Here is a 12,403-nt window from a genome sequence, read left to right on the forward strand (position 1 = left end):
AGGCCTTCGCGGACGGCTTGCGCGCGCCTCCTACGCGACCGATGACCTCGGTCGCGTCACCACCGGGTGCGTCAGGGGTTGCTGGCATCGGCCAACCTCTCGACGATGGCCCTGGCGTCCGCGAGGGAACCGGCGTTGATGGTGTCCTCCACGGTGGTCTGCGTGTAGTTCGGCAGGTCGTCGACCTGAACGTCGGTGGTCTCGTAGACGCTCGAGAGGCCGATGGGCCCGAGGCTCTGTTGCACGCCCTTGTAGATGACGACCGTGCCCCGCTCTTCGCCCACGTAGTAGTGGTCTTGCGTCCACTGGTAGGTCAGGACGAGCCCGGCGACGAGCGCGGCGATCGCCACGACGAGGGCGGTCAGCCAGGTGATGCGGCGACGGCGACGGCGACGTTTGTCTTCGGCGATGAGCTCGGCGAGGTACTCGTCGCTCTCGGGCTCGAAGTGGCTGTCTTCCGGCGTCGTGGCGACCTTGAGCGGGTGCAGCAGGATCGTCGGCAGGCGGAGCTGCTTGCGCCCGGCGTCGCTGTCGAAGCTGAGGGGTGCGGCGGCCGACCCGACCGTGACGGGTTCGTCGAGTGCCGAGTCGCCCGACTCGTCGACGTCGACGATGACGACGGTCACGTTGTCGGGGGCGCCGTGGTCGAGGGTCTCCTTCACGAGGCGCCGAGCCGTCTGCTCGGCGTCGAGGCCCATGGCCATGGCCTTCTTGATGCGCTCCTCGGCGAGGTAGCTGCTGAGGCCGTCCGAGCAGATCAGCCAGCGGTCGCCGGGCTGCGTGCCGAGGGTCGCCGTGTCGATCTCGGGTGCCGCGTCGACGTCGCCGAGCACGCGCATCAGCACGCTGCGTCGCGGGTGCACCGCCGCTTCTTCTGGCGTGATGCGACCGCTGTCGACCAGGCGCTGCACGAAGGTGTGGTCGGCGGTGATCTGGCTGAGCTCGCCCTGGCGGAACAGGTAGATGCGCGAGTCGCCTATGTGGGCGATCGCCATGCTGTCACCGACGCGCAGCATGGCGCTGACGGTGGTGCCCATGCCGGTGAGCTCTTGGTGTTCGAAGACGGTCTCGGCCAGCAACTGGTTCGCGGCGATCAACGACGACTGCAGCGCGAACTCGGCGTCACCCGGCGAGGTGTAGACGCGGTCGGTCTCGCGGATCCGTCGGATCGCGATGGCCGAGGCGACGTCGCCGCCCGCGTGCCCGCCCATGCCGTCGGCGACGACGAAGAGCTGCGTGCCGGCGTAGCCGCTGTCTTGGTTGTTGGACCGGATCTTGCCCACGTTGGACAGAGCGGCACTCTTGGCGTGCGTCGTCATGAGGGCCTACCGCCGGAGCTCGAAGCTCGTCTGCCCGATCGTCACGGTCGCGCCCGTGGGCACGGGGGTGGGGACCGACACGCGCTCACCGGCGAGGAACGTGCCGTTGGTGGAGTCGAGGTCTTGCACGACCCAGCGGCCGTTCCAGAGCATGAGGCGCGCGTGGTGGGTCGAGGTGTAGTCGTCGCGGATCACGAGGTTGCTCTCTTGGGACCGCCCGATGGTGAGCGGCCCGTCGCCGAGGGGCATCTCGAGGCCGGCCTTGGCGCCCTTGGTGATGACCAGGCGCGTGGCGCGCCCGTCACCCTGAGGCGTCGGTGCCGGCGCGGCGGGCGCGGGACGCGGGGCGGGGGCAGGAGGCGCGGTGGCGGTCGAGCTCGCCTTGCCGGGTGAGGGGTCGGCGGGCATCTTGCGCGCCCGCTGCCCGAAGAGGTCGCTCCGCAGCGCGAACACGATCACGAAGACGAACAGCCACAGGACGGCCAGGAAGCCGAAGTGGAGCACCAGCAGGGTGAGGGCTGAGGTCATCGTCGGCCACCCGTGGAGTCGGGCCCGTCGAAGGGGTCGGGCGTCGATGACTGGGGGAGCACGCGGAACACGATACGCGTACGACCGATCTGGATCACCGAATCGGGCTGCAGCGGCGCCTTGGTGAGGGGGTTGCCGTTGAGCTTCGAGCCGTTCGTCGAGCCGAGGTCGCGGACCTGGGCACGTGACCCGTCCCACAAGATCTCGACGTGCTGACGGGAGGTACCGGTGTCTTGAACGGTGATGTCGGCGTCGCTGCCGCGGCCGATGATCGTGCGGGCACCGCTGAGCTCACGGCGCTTGCCGTCGATCTCGACGAACGGCTTCCACTGCACCTCGCCGCGCAGGTTGCGCGAGTCGACCGACATGATGCCGACGCTCAGCGAGTCGTCCTCGCGGAGGCGGATGCCGAGGGGCCCGGCGAACTGGTACCCCTGGGCGGTGGCGTGCCGCTGGGTGAGCTGCGTGAGCTCGTCGATCAGGGCCGGACCGATGCCGGACATCTTCTCGTAGTCGATGGGGGCGAGGCGCACCTGGAGCTCGTTGGGCACGAGGATGCGGTCACGCGAGACCACCGCGGCCTTGGTGTCGAGCTCACGGCGCAGCGCGTTCGTGATCTCGAGTGGTTGCACGCCCGAACGGAACGTCTTGGCGAAGGCGCCGTTGACGGCGCGCTCCAGCCCGCGTTCGAAGTTGTCGAGCAGTCCCATGGGTCTCCAGGTTCGGGGTCTCTGGTCGCCCGATCTTAGCCCGAACGAGTGAAAGGGACTCACCGGTGCTCTTTCGGACGTCCCACGCATGCTAAAGTCTACGAGTTCGCGCGAGTGGCGGAATTGGCAGACGCGCTGGCTTCAGGTGCCAGTGCTCGAAAGGGCGTGGGGGTTCAAGTCCCCCCTCGCGCACGAACGTGAAGGCTCACCTCCGGGTGGGCCTTCTCTCTTTCCCGGCTCTCGTCCCACCCGTCGCCGTCGGCCCGTGCAGTGGTTGTCTGGTGCGATGAGCCAGCAGAGCGCGGTCGTGTTCGAGTTCGCCGAGGTGCTCTTCGACGAGTTCCCGAAGGCCCCGTGGGTGCCCCGCAACCAGCGCATCGTCGTCGACTCCGACCGCCGCGTCGTGGGTAGCCGCGACGGCATCGTCGTCAGCGTCACCGACCTGCCCCCGGTGTACGCGCATGCCGACATCGGGCCGAGGATCAGCAGCATGCAGTCCTTCGTCACCGTCGGTGACCAGGTCGCGTGGATCGTCCGGACCGTCGAGGGCACGCGGTTCACCTCGTCCGCCGACGACCTCGACGAGGAGGCGCGGCTCGAGATCGCGAGGGACGCCACCCTCCACGGGTTCCTCGACGACCTCGAGTGCATGGTCATCGCCGACCTGTCGGACATGCGATTCGGACAGGACCGCGAACTGACGCGCTGCCGTCTCGAGGTGACCCGCGCCTCCGGGGGGCCGGTCACCTGGGCGCTCGTCGTCGAGGGCACGGGGCACCGGATCGAGACGGACACGGTCGAGGCCGCGGAGTTCGTCGGCCGGCAGCTCAACGACATCGCGATCGACGGCGACCCGCTCGCCCTCGAAGCCGTGCTGCCGCTCTGAGGCGTCTCGGCCCGATCAGCCCGTGAGGCCGGTCACGGAGAGCCTCCGGCCGATCGCGAGGCGACGACGGCGGCGAGCCAGTTAGGGATCGCCTCGGCGGGCCGTGGGTACGACTCGAGATCGTCGAGGTAGGCCTGGTCGTCGATCCAGGTGTGAGGAGCGCGGTGGTCGAAGTCGAACGAGGTGCCGAGCTTGCCGGCGGCGGTGACCCGGAAGCGGGCGCTGAACCACGATCCGACGTCGGCTCGGTACATGAGCCGTCGGAGGTCGGAGGCGGCGGCGCCCGCCTCGTCCGTGTCGGGAGTGGACGACTCGTGGCCGGCTTCGTCGAAGAAACCCACGGATGCCACCCGGACGCCTCCGACCTCGGAGAAGTCGAACTCCGCCCGGACGGAGCCTCGAGGCATCATGCGGTGGACGGCGAGACCCACCCGACGGAGGGCATCACGTTCGGTCGGCACGCGGCCACCGCCGTCGTCGTGTTCGCTCATCGCTCGGCCCCGCCGCCACCGTCGGCTCGGCCGGCCAGGTCGTGGCGGGTCGGGGCGCCGGCGAGGATGGCGGCGAGCCAGTCGGGGGTGTTCTCGGGGGTGCGGGGGAACTCGTCGAAGTCGGCTCGGTAGGCCTCGGCGGCGAAGTGGCCCAGCTCGGGTTCGTTGTCGTAGTCGTACGACGCGCTCATCTTGCCGGTCGCCGTGACCGTGAACACCGCGGTGAACCAGGTACCCGAACCGGGTCGGTACATCGCCTTCCGGAGGTCGCGTGCCGCCCGGAAGGTCGTCTCGTCGGCGCAGCGCGTGGTCCTCGCTCCCGTCGATGCGGGGCAGGACCGTCTCACCGGCCATGACGCCCCCAGCGATGCTGGTCTTCATGACGATCCGGTCGAAGCCGGTCGGGAGCAGGCCGTACAGCTGCCGGCCGATGTCTCGGAGGATCGTGCGCTCGGCCTCGATGCCGGTCGTCGGTGGGCCGTCGGACATGCGTGTATCCCTTCGGTCATCGATCACTTGCGGTCGTGGCGGGTCGGGGCGCCGGCGAGGATGGCAGCCAGCCAATGCGGGGTGTTCTCGGGGGTGCGGGGAAATCGAGCCAGATCGGCCCTGTAGGCATCCGCGGAGAAGTGGCCCAACTCGGGTTCGTGGTCGTAGTCGTACGACGCGCTCATCTTGCCGGCCGCCGTGACCGTGAACACCGCGGTGAACCAGGTCCCCGCATCTCGACGGTGCATGGCGCCGCGGAGGACTTCGGCCGCCTCGAACGCATCGACAGGCCCGATGATCGATTCGAGCGAACCGTCGAGTCGATGGACACGGGTCCGGCCGGCGAGGACGCCGCCCGCCACGCTGACCTGCATCTCGACACGATCGTGTTCTGAGTTCAGAGTCGGATACAGCAGACGACCGATGGCGCGCAGTTGGACGCGTTCGGCTTCGAGTCCCGCCGGCTGCCCGTCACGTGAAGCAGAGCGGCTCTCCTCAGCGCCGGTCATCGTGTCCGAGGCGAACGAGGTCGTGGCGGGTCGGGGCGCCGGCGAGGATGGCGGCGAGCCAGTCGGGGGTGTTCTCGGGGGTGCGGGGGAACTCATCGAAGTCGGCTCGGTAGGCCTCGGCGGCGAAGTGGCCCAGTTCGGGTTCGTTGTCGTAGTCGAATCGCGTGCGGAGCTTCCCTTCCGCCGTGACCGTGAACCAGGCGGTGAACCATGTTCCGGCCCTCGGCCTGTACATGGCCTCTCTGAGTTCACGAGCACGGAGGGTGGAGTCCCTCGTGCCCATGATGGAGTCGTCCGTCCCGTCCGGGCGGTAGAGGCGCTTCTTTCCGGAGGAGACACCACCGACGATGCTGATCTCGGCCTCGATGCGATCGAAGCCCGCTGCGATCTCGCCATGAAGAGCCAGACCGACCCCTCTCAGCGCAGAGCGCCCTTGCTCGAGTCCGGGTGGGTTCTCATGTCGTGTCATGACTCGGGTTCTCCCTTCGGCTCATGTGTGCCACCCCTGCCGACGAGGTCGTGGCGGGTCGGGGCACCGGCGAGGATGGCGGCCAGCCAGTCGGGGGTGTTCTTCGGCGTGCGGGGGAACTCGTCGAAGTCGGCGCGGTACGCCTCGGCGGCGAAAGACCCGAGCTCGGGCTCGTGGTCGTAGTCGTACCTCGCACTGAGCTTCCCCCCGGCGGTGACGGTGAACACGCCCGTGAACCACGTCCCGGCTTCGGGTTCGTTCATGACCCTCCGGAGATCGCGGGCCGCCTGGAAGACGCCACGACCGGACGAGAGAGAGGTCGAGCTGCCGTTTGCGGCATGCAGCTCGATCGTGCCGGCTGTCACTCCGCCGACCACGCTGATCCGGGCGATCACTCGATCGTGGTCGCGCGGGATGACGGCATGGAGCGCTTTGCCGAGGATGCGGAGTGCGTCCCTCTCGGCAGGCATGCCGTGGGGCTCCGAGTCGTGAGCGGACGGCACGGGCCCGAGTACTCCTGAGTCCGCCAGTTCTCTCGAGGTCGTGAGGCATGCCTCGAGGTAGGCATCGGGCGATGTGCCGCCTCCGACGAGGATCAGGGTCCCGCCCGTCGTCGACTGCGCGGTCGCGACCGACAGCCCCACCTCACGTGCAAGTGGATGCGAGCATGCGGCGTCTGTGCCGCTGGCGTGAGTCACGGCAGTGGGCCCGCGACGGAGGAGATCAGGAGGACGTGCTCGCGCATGTCGACGACCTCGAGGGACGCAGCAGATCGTCGGCCTCCGAGGGCGAGCAGCGGGCTGAAACCGAAGCATTCGTCGGAGCGGGGCACACCCCGAGACGCTCCCGCGCCTCCGGGAAGGGGCTCCAGTCGAAGTAGTCGGGGTCGGCCAGGAACGACTCGTAGCCGAGGATGACGAGGAGCGTCGAGAGCCTGTTGGCGATGATCCGGCTCGTGCCCCGTCGAAATTCGAGGAGGTGCGCTCGGCCGTCGAGCCAGACGACCAGGTCTCCGAGGGCGGACGACATCAGGGGCGTGGCCGCCGCGAATCGAGGTGCGACCTCGGCGAGGACGTCCTGCCACGCGGTGGGGTCGACGATGCGCAGGTACCCGTCAGCCGTCGCGCCCAGCCCGTGGTCACGCCACAGGGCCACGACGTCGTCGGGAAGACGCTCGACAGCGGCGTCGAGGCTGGCGGAGGACAGTGGAGGCCCTGGCATCAACGGCTGCGTCACGTGACTCCAGCCCTGTTGCGCGAGTCCATGTCTCGACTCTCAGACGGGACCCTCGTCACGGCCGACGAGGTCGTGCCGGGTGGGCGCACCCGCGAGGATCGCGGCGAGCCACTCGGGCGTGTTCTCGGCAGTCCGGGGAAAATCCTCGAAGTCGGCACGATATTCCTCGGCACCGAAGTGACCTAGTTCGGGTTCGTTGTCGTAGTCGTACTGTGCGCTGAGTTTTCCGGCGGCCGTCACGGTGAAGACGGCGGTGAACCACGTGCCTGCCCCTGGCTTGTACATCAGGCGCCTCAGTCGACGAGCCGCTTCGAACGTGCGTCGCGCGGGAGCAGCCGACTCCTGGGAGCCGTCGGCTGCGAAGAGCAACGTCTCGCCGGCCATCACACCCCGAGCCATGCTTGTCTGCATGCGGATGCGGTCGGAACCCGAAGGAATCAGTGCAAGGAGCTGCGAACCCAGTTCTCTCAGTGCATCACGTTCTGCTTCGAGACCCGACTTCACCTTGTCGTCACCGGACATTGTCGTAGAACTCCTGTCGTAGCGGTTGACCGTGAGCCTGGATCTTGACTTGGACACCGGTCGGGACTGTGTTCGTGCCCTCGTACTCCGGAAGCACTTTGAGGTCGGCGGCGCCTCCGTCGGACGCGGTCAGGGCTTGCCGGAGTTCGCGTTCGAGGTTACCGAAGGAGTGGCCCCGGCCGCGATTGACCTCTCGGAGCATCGGCACGATGTTGATCTTCTCGCCGCCGCCGCCGAACATGTTGGCCAGGAGGTGGCCTCCCTCGTACCCGACACCGCCCTCCTTGCCGATGCGCTTCTGCACCGACTCGGACCGGTCGGCATCGCCGAGTTGGAGGTCGTCGAACTCGGCGAGCACCGTGCGGCTGGCGTGGTCCGTGACGTAGACGTGCTTGCCACCGACGACGTAGGTCGTGTCCGCGGCGGGCTGCATGAGGTCGTAGTTCAGGTTGCCCTTGCCGCCGTACTCGGTCTCGACGTGGACGATGCGACCTGTCGCGTCGGTCGAGAACACACCCCGGCCAGGCACCGTGTACGCCGTGTCCGGGGCGAGGACCTGACCGTGGGCGAACGGCTTCTCCTTCGTCGGCAGGTCGGAGCCCGAGACCGTCACGTGGTGCTCGACGGCCGGTGTGGCGTGCGGCGTCGGTTCGGTCGGGGTGGGCGTCCGGTCAGGGCCCGACAGGTCGAGCTCCCCGATGTCCGTGTCATGGCCGCCACCGGCTGACCGGTCAGGGGTTGCACCCGCGCCGTCGACGGGACCGTCGGCCCGACCGGGCTCGTCCGTCCCAGGGCCGTCCGCGCGACCTGCGTCGCTCGTCCCAGGGCCGTCGGCCCGACCTGCATCGCTCGATCCGGCACCGTCGGCCCGACCGGCATCGGACGCCCCGCCGCCGTCGCCACGTTCGAGCAGCGTCGTGCCGCCTGATCCGGGGTCGGCGGCGCGGGCGGCACCGGCGGCCGGGTCGGAGCCGGTGCCACCACCCGCGTGAGCGGACGCGTCGGCGTGCGTGGCGGACGCGGCTCGCGCCTCCTCGGCTGTTCGACCGAGGTCGCCGTAGTCGGCGAAGTCCTCGAGCTTCGACAGCGAGCCGAAGTCGACGGTCTCGCCCGCCTTCAGGGCGCCGGTGAGACCGGAGAACTCGACGTCGGTCATGCGCTCGAGGGCGGCCATCGTGTCGGTCAGACCGTCGAGGTCGTCGAGTTTCGACAGGCCGCCGGCGTGCTCGCCGAACTCCGCGACGAGGTCCTCGACCCGTGACAGGCCCTTCGGCAGGTGCGACGCGTCCTCCGCCACCTCGGCCAGCCGGCCGGTGAGGGTCGCCGCCCGGGCCGCGCCCGACCCGACCTTGAGGCCCGCTCCGACCTGGCCCGCACCCGGGATGAAGAACGAGGCGACGTTCGCCACCGCGAAGGTGCCGGCGGCGACCGGGTCCTCTTCCCACTGCTCGGGCGTGCCGACGATTCCGCCGACCATGCCGTCCATCGTCTGCTTGTAGTTGTCGCGGAGGCCGCGCAGCGATTCCGGTACGGCCGAGTCGGGCAGGTTCGCGAGGGCGGGCGCCACCGGGAAGGCCACCGTGATGGCGAGGGCGCCGAGACCGGTCAGCATGCCGGTCCACGCCTCGCCGGCGAACGACCAGTCGTGCTTCCAGCCGTTCGCGGCGTCGAAGCCGACGAGCGACACGGTGCCCTCGACGAAGCTGGTGCCGAACTCGACGAGTCCGTCGCCGACCGACTCCTGGCACGACCGCTCGCCCTTGCCCTGGGCACCCCACGGGTTGTCCTCGGCGAGGTCGAGCTGCTCACCCGTCACGGCGGTCTGCGGAGCCACGCAGAGGTCGTCACGCAGGGCGTTGACGCCGTTCTCGAACTCGATCCGGGCCGCGTCGATCTTCGCGATCTCGGCGTTGTACTGCGACTGCAGCTCGTTGTTGCGCTCGACCGACGGTGTGTGCTCGTTCCACGGGATGGTCGTCTCGCCCTGGCCCTCGGGCACGATCGGCACCCCGCCGCCGCTCATCTGGCTGGCCTGGAAGAGCGGGTTGTCGGGGTCGTAGAAGTCGAGGGTCACGCCGCCGGCCACCGACGCGCGGAAGGCGTTCGCCTCGGTCACGAGCTCTTTGATGCGCGCGACCGGTGCCGTGACCGACTCGGCGAGCGTCTCGAGGAGGTCGGCCACCGTCGAGAGCTTGCCGGCGACGGCCTCGGCGTCGGTGCGCACCGGGTCCATCGAGGCGAACAACTGCGGCCCCTCGGGTGCGGTGTACGACGCGGACAGCCCCGACCAGTCGGTCATCACGGCCTCGGCGTTCGTCGTGACCGCGGTCGACGTGGTCTTGTAGCCCGCCGCCGCCGACGCGATCGACTCGGGCACGATGTCGAGACCGTAGAACTCGGACGGTGCGATCAGCGACCCCTTCGTGGCCATCAGCGACCCCCCTCGAAGAAGCTGAGGTCGCCCGACTCGGCGGCCTGCACGGCGGCGGACTGCGTCTGCGCGGCCATCTCCTCGTCGCCGTTCACGTAGGCCAGCGTCGCGTCACCCGCCCCGGTCGCGCAGGCGAGGATGCGCGCGTTGATGCCCTGCACACGGTTCGTCTCGGACGAGATCAGGTCGACGACGGCCACGGCCGACGACACCAGGATGTCGCCGCCCACGCCGGCGTTCAACTCGGTCTGGGCCGTCTCGACGCCGGCGAAGGTGCCCGCGAACGTCTCGGCCGAGCCCTGCACCTTGGTGAGGACGGCCACCACGCCGTCGGGTTCGATGCTCCATGCGGTCATCGGTCGTCTCCTGTCGTCACGAGGGTGCCCTGCACGTCGTCGGCCAGGCGCCGGGCCAGCGCCTGGGTGAGCGGCCCGTCGAAGGGGCCGTAGGCCTCGGTCCACCAGCGGTCGGTGGCCGGGCCGTCGGTGGTTCGGTCCGTGGGCCGGTCGGGGGACGCCGGGTCGGTGACCGGCAGTCCCAGGCCGCGCCGCGCCTCCCGGGCGTCCTCGAGCTGCGTGCTGCGAAGCACGGCCAAGACCAGGCCGTCCTCCGACGCGATCTGTATGCCGCCGCCCTGCCAGAGGCGCCCGGCACCGAGGCCGCCGTCGACGGCCGCGGCCGCGGTCACGACCTCGACGGCCGTCACGGGCTCGGCGGAGAGGATCACGAACTCACGGGGCACGGCGCACCGCCGGGGGGAGGAGGGCGTCGGCGACGACACCCGGGCCGATCGCGTCGAGGGCCGCCGCGAAGCGCTGCCACCGGGTCGCGTCGGCACCGAACGGCACGACGAGCGAGGGGGTGCGGGCGTTGCCGGTCGTGGTCCCGCCGTGTTCGGCGGCGAAGGAGGTCGCGTCGAGCCCCAGGCGCCGCACGGCCCGCGCGCCGACCACCGCGGCGAGGGGCTGTGGCGTCGTCGGCCGGTAGGGCGTGATGGTCGCGTCGGCCGCGCCCCGCAGGCTCCACGCCGTCGCCAGCAGCACCTGCTGCTTCTCGGACAGGCTGCGGAGAGCCGAGGAGGCGCGGGTCGCGTCGTCGACGCCTGTCGCCTCGGGCAGCGCGAACAGCAGCCGGGTCTCCTCGGTCAGGCCGGTCTCGCTGCGGGCGATGCGGATCGTGCCGGTCCAGACCGTGCCGTCGGGCGCGGAGCCGGCGACGTGCACCCGGGAGTCCCGCGGCATGCGGGCCCGGGCCAGGGCCGTGATGCGACCGCGGTCCCAGACGGTGGCGGGGGGTTCGGAGGTGCCCCACACGGTGGGCGCGACGCCCGCGACGGCGGTGACCAGCGCCTCCGTCGTCGTGCCGGTCAGGGCCTCGGCCCTCGCCGCGTGGTGCACGGCCACGGAGAACTGCAGCCACGGGCGCGTGGTCTCGACCGCCGGCTGGGGCAGGAGGGCGAACTCGTCGGCGGGCGCGGTCGCCCGCGCCGATCCGTCGACCGGGTCGCCGAGGGGATCGAGCAGGGCCTCGTCGTACGACGCCACCCGGGCACCGCCGATGGCGTGGCGCAGGTGGCCGTCGGCGTCCCGCACCAGCCAGGCCCCGGCGACGAGGCGCAGGGCCTGGTAGAGCGCCCAGCTGAGCCGGGCGTCGTCGTGGGTCACGACGACGACGCGGACGCCGGCGCGGGTCGCGTCGGTGAGCAGGGCCTGCCGCCCCGAGGTCAGGCCGACGACGGGGGCGGTGCTGATCGTCGCGATCCACCCCGGCCCGTTCGCGTCGGCGAGCGGGTGGGGCAGGGTCGTCGCCCGTGAGTCGCTCACGGGCCGTGCCTAGATGCCGTCGACGGCGGCCTTGGCCCGCTGCATGGCGGTCTGGGCCGACTCGTCGTTCGACGCGAGCGACTGGCGGAGCGTGTTGATGATCGTGCGCACCTCGGTGGCGACGCGGTTCCAGCGCTGCTCCTTGCCCGCGTACTCCTCGCTGGAGCCGTCGGCCTGGTAGTCCGCCATGGCGGTCTTGACGTCGGAGTCGCGCTGCGTGATGAGCGCCTCGAGGCGGCTGGCGACGGCGTTGAAGTTGTCCTGGGCGTTGCCGGAGGCTCCGAGGTCGAAGTCGCGGCGGTCGGTTGCGTTGGCCATGGTCGTTCCCCCTTATGCGCGCGATCCGCCGAAGCGGGCGCTCTCGAATCCGGCACCGGACTGGGCCGAGGTGGTCTCGTCGGCGATCTGCTGCTCACCCTCGACGAAGGCCCGGTTCTGGCCCGTGATGCCGGTCAGCACCGACGACAGGGCGGCGTTGAGCTCGACGGAGATGCCGTCGACCTCGCCCTTGAAGCGGTCGAAGGCGGCGCGGCCGGCTCCGTTGAAGCGGCCTTCGAGCGGCGCGGCCGCGTCGGCGAGCTGGCGGACGAGCGCGCCGAGGTCGTCGCCGGCCCCGCTCGTCTTCTGGCTCAGTTGCGTGAGGGTCTCGCTCCCCATGGCGAACTTCATCATGTCGTTCTCCCCTTGCTTCGATCTGATGGCGACCCGTCACGGGTCGACTCATGAGGAAATCACGATTCCGTCTCGATCGCCACCCGTCTGCGGGGTACATGTCGGGGGACCGAGGCGGGGGACGGGTGGGTGACGGCCCCGGAACGGGTGTCTCACCGGGGGACGTGGGGTCGGCTAGCCTGGGGCCGATCGTGCGCTCCGGGGACGCGGGCGGTCGCTCCTCGTCGGTCTCGACGACCTGGTCCGGCACCCCGCAGGCGAGAGGCGGAACCGTGGGCGCACTGGTCGGCGCGCGAAGCTGCGGACGCTGCGGACAAC

17 protein-coding genes, 1 tRNA gene and 1 pseudogene are annotated in these 12,403 nt (G+C 70.3%); 2 read left to right on the plus strand and 17 right to left on the minus strand.

From position 1 onward, the window contains the following. Window positions 1–71: 71 nt before the first annotated feature. The 3 genes from OVA02_RS01970 to OVA02_RS01980 are packed head-to-tail and all read right to left on the minus strand — an operon-like array spanning window position 72 to window position 2,557. The gene (locus OVA02_RS01970; protein ID WP_267659115.1) at window positions 72–1,319 is read right to left on the minus strand and encodes a PP2C family protein-serine/threonine phosphatase; all 1,248 of its coding nucleotides are present in this window, start codon (window positions 1,317–1,319) and stop codon (window positions 72–74) included. 6 nt (window positions 1,320–1,325) lie between these two features. Then, complete coding sequence (locus OVA02_RS01975; protein WP_267659116.1) at window positions 1,326–1,847, minus strand: FHA domain-containing protein FhaB/FipA; 522 nt, start codon at window positions 1,845–1,847, stop codon at window positions 1,326–1,328. After that, complete coding sequence (locus OVA02_RS01980; protein WP_043595272.1) at window positions 1,844–2,557, minus strand: FhaA domain-containing protein; 714 nt, start codon at window positions 2,555–2,557, stop codon at window positions 1,844–1,846. Before OVA02_RS01980 ends, OVA02_RS01975 begins: the two co-directional genes overlap by 4 nt. A gap of 108 nt (window positions 2,558–2,665) precedes the next feature. Between OVA02_RS01980 and OVA02_RS01985 the strand changes: the two genes are divergently transcribed. Both OVA02_RS01985 and OVA02_RS01990 read left to right on the plus strand, forming a co-directional pair. After that, window positions 2,666–2,749, plus strand: a tRNA-Leu gene (locus OVA02_RS01985). A gap of 94 nt (window positions 2,750–2,843) precedes the next feature. Beyond that, window positions 2,844–3,443: a hypothetical protein gene (locus tag OVA02_RS01990; RefSeq protein ID WP_267659117.1), complete on the plus strand. Its 600-nt coding sequence runs from the start codon at window positions 2,844–2,846 to the stop codon at window positions 3,441–3,443. Window positions 3,444–3,475: 32 nt separating this feature from the next. Here the strand turns inward: OVA02_RS01990 and OVA02_RS01995 are convergent, their stop codons facing one another. The 14 genes and pseudogenes from OVA02_RS01995 to OVA02_RS02055 form a co-directional block, all read right to left on the minus strand. Next, window positions 3,476–3,934 carry a hypothetical protein gene (locus OVA02_RS01995; RefSeq protein ID WP_267659118.1) on the minus strand — a complete coding sequence of 153 codons (459 nt, stop codon included), beginning with the start codon at window positions 3,932–3,934 and terminating at the stop codon, window positions 3,476–3,478. Beyond that, window positions 3,931–4,188: a hypothetical protein gene (locus OVA02_RS02000; RefSeq protein WP_267659119.1), complete on the minus strand. Its 258-nt coding sequence runs from the start codon at window positions 4,186–4,188 to the stop codon at window positions 3,931–3,933. The genes OVA02_RS01995 and OVA02_RS02000 overlap by 4 nt, the downstream gene beginning before the upstream one ends. A 258-nt stretch (window positions 4,189–4,446) precedes the next feature. Continuing rightward, window positions 4,447–4,932: a hypothetical protein gene (locus OVA02_RS02005; protein ID WP_267659120.1), complete on the minus strand. Its 486-nt coding sequence runs from the start codon at window positions 4,930–4,932 to the stop codon at window positions 4,447–4,449. Continuing rightward, complete coding sequence (locus OVA02_RS02010) at window positions 4,919–5,401, minus strand: hypothetical protein (RefSeq protein WP_267659121.1); 483 nt, start codon at window positions 5,399–5,401, stop codon at window positions 4,919–4,921. The genes OVA02_RS02005 and OVA02_RS02010 overlap by 14 nt, the downstream gene beginning before the upstream one ends. After that, window positions 5,398–5,871: a hypothetical protein gene (locus tag OVA02_RS02015; RefSeq protein ID WP_267659122.1), complete on the minus strand. Its 474-nt coding sequence runs from the start codon at window positions 5,869–5,871 to the stop codon at window positions 5,398–5,400. Before OVA02_RS02015 ends, OVA02_RS02010 begins: the two co-directional genes overlap by 4 nt. A gap of 224 nt (window positions 5,872–6,095) precedes the next feature. Continuing rightward, complete coding sequence (locus OVA02_RS02020; protein WP_420709650.1) at window positions 6,096–6,485, minus strand: T6SS immunity protein Tdi1 domain-containing protein; 390 nt, start codon at window positions 6,483–6,485, stop codon at window positions 6,096–6,098. Continuing rightward, window positions 6,401–6,622: pseudogene (locus OVA02_RS18110) on the minus strand (GAD-like domain-containing protein); the annotation flags it as partial. The gene OVA02_RS02020 and the pseudogene OVA02_RS18110, both read right to left, overlap by 85 nt. 54 nt (window positions 6,623–6,676) lie before the next feature. Next, the gene (locus OVA02_RS02025) at window positions 6,677–7,036 is read right to left on the minus strand and encodes a hypothetical protein (RefSeq protein ID WP_192118395.1); all 360 of its coding nucleotides are present in this window, start codon (window positions 7,034–7,036) and stop codon (window positions 6,677–6,679) included. A gap of 112 nt (window positions 7,037–7,148) precedes the next feature. Then, entirely contained in the window at window positions 7,149–9,590 is a 2,442-nt protein-coding gene (locus OVA02_RS02030; protein WP_267659124.1) for a DNA/RNA non-specific endonuclease, read from the minus strand. Then, a complete protein-coding gene (locus OVA02_RS02035) occupies window positions 9,590–9,946 on the minus strand; it encodes a DUF6507 family protein (protein WP_056044185.1) in 357 nt (118 codons plus the stop codon). Before OVA02_RS02035 ends, OVA02_RS02030 begins: the two co-directional genes overlap by 1 nt. Further along, window positions 9,943–10,317: a hypothetical protein gene (locus OVA02_RS02040; RefSeq protein ID WP_157485206.1), complete on the minus strand. Its 375-nt coding sequence runs from the start codon at window positions 10,315–10,317 to the stop codon at window positions 9,943–9,945. The genes OVA02_RS02035 and OVA02_RS02040 overlap by 4 nt, the downstream gene beginning before the upstream one ends. Window positions 10,318–10,321: 4 nt before the next feature. After that, window positions 10,322–11,413, minus strand: coding sequence for a DUF6177 family protein (locus OVA02_RS02045; protein WP_192125077.1), 1,092 nt, complete (start codon window positions 11,411–11,413; stop codon window positions 10,322–10,324). 9 nt (window positions 11,414–11,422) lie between these two features. Then, window positions 11,423–11,731 carry a pore-forming ESAT-6 family protein gene (locus tag OVA02_RS02050; protein ID WP_043595262.1) on the minus strand — a complete coding sequence of 103 codons (309 nt, stop codon included), beginning with the start codon at window positions 11,729–11,731 and terminating at the stop codon, window positions 11,423–11,425. 12 nt (window positions 11,732–11,743) lie between these two features. Next, window positions 11,744–12,085 (minus strand): WXG100 family type VII secretion target, encoded by a 342-nt coding sequence (locus OVA02_RS02055; protein WP_307785006.1) that lies wholly within the window; start codon window positions 12,083–12,085, stop codon window positions 11,744–11,746. Window positions 12,086–12,403: the final 318 nt, after the last annotated feature.

It is taken from the genome of Frigoribacterium sp. SL97 (genome assembly GCF_026625765.1).
In the GTDB taxonomy this organism is placed as follows: Bacteria; Actinomycetota; Actinomycetes; order Actinomycetales; family Microbacteriaceae; genus Frigoribacterium.

What these genes read in the sequence shown, in the direction of transcription:
- OVA02_RS01970 (WP_267659115.1), bottom strand. Translation starts at nt 1,319, where the DNA reads ATGACGACGCACGCCAAGAGTGCCGCTCTGTCCAACGTGGGCAAGATC.
- OVA02_RS01980 (WP_043595272.1), bottom strand. Translation starts at nt 2,557, where the DNA reads ATGGGACTGCTCGACAACTTCGAACGCGGGCTGGAGCGCGCCGTCAAC.
- OVA02_RS02015 (WP_267659122.1), bottom strand. Translation starts at nt 5,871, where the DNA reads ATGCCTGCCGAGAGGGACGCACTCCGCATCCTCGGCAAAGCGCTCCAT.
- OVA02_RS02030 (WP_267659124.1), bottom strand. Translation starts at nt 9,590, where the DNA reads ATGGCCACGAAGGGGTCGCTGATCGCACCGTCCGAGTTCTACGGTCTC.
- OVA02_RS02035 (WP_056044185.1), bottom strand. Translation starts at nt 9,946, where the DNA reads ATGACCGCATGGAGCATCGAACCCGACGGCGTGGTGGCCGTCCTCACC.
- OVA02_RS02050 (WP_043595262.1), bottom strand. Translation starts at nt 11,731, where the DNA reads ATGGCCAACGCAACCGACCGCCGCGACTTCGACCTCGGAGCCTCCGGC.
- OVA02_RS01975 (WP_267659116.1), bottom strand. Translation starts at nt 1,847, where the DNA reads ATGACCTCAGCCCTCACCCTGCTGGTGCTCCACTTCGGCTTCCTGGCC.
- OVA02_RS02025 (WP_192118395.1), bottom strand. Translation starts at nt 7,036, where the DNA reads ATGGCTCGGGGTGTGATGGCCGGCGAGACGTTGCTCTTCGCAGCCGAC.
- OVA02_RS02000 (WP_267659119.1), bottom strand. Translation starts at nt 4,188, where the DNA reads ATGTACCGACCCGGTTCGGGTACCTGGTTCACCGCGGTGTTCACGGTC.
- OVA02_RS02010 (WP_267659121.1), bottom strand. Translation starts at nt 5,401, where the DNA reads ATGACACGACATGAGAACCCACCCGGACTCGAGCAAGGGCGCTCTGCG.
- OVA02_RS01995 (WP_267659118.1), bottom strand. Translation starts at nt 3,934, where the DNA reads ATGAGCGAACACGACGACGGCGGTGGCCGCGTGCCGACCGAACGTGAT.
- OVA02_RS02055 (WP_307785006.1), bottom strand. Translation starts at nt 12,085, where the DNA reads ATGATGAAGTTCGCCATGGGGAGCGAGACCCTCACGCAACTGAGCCAG.
- OVA02_RS02005 (WP_267659120.1), bottom strand. Translation starts at nt 4,932, where the DNA reads ATGACCGGCGCTGAGGAGAGCCGCTCTGCTTCACGTGACGGGCAGCCG.
- OVA02_RS01990 (WP_267659117.1), top strand. Translation starts at nt 2,844, where the DNA reads ATGAGCCAGCAGAGCGCGGTCGTGTTCGAGTTCGCCGAGGTGCTCTTC.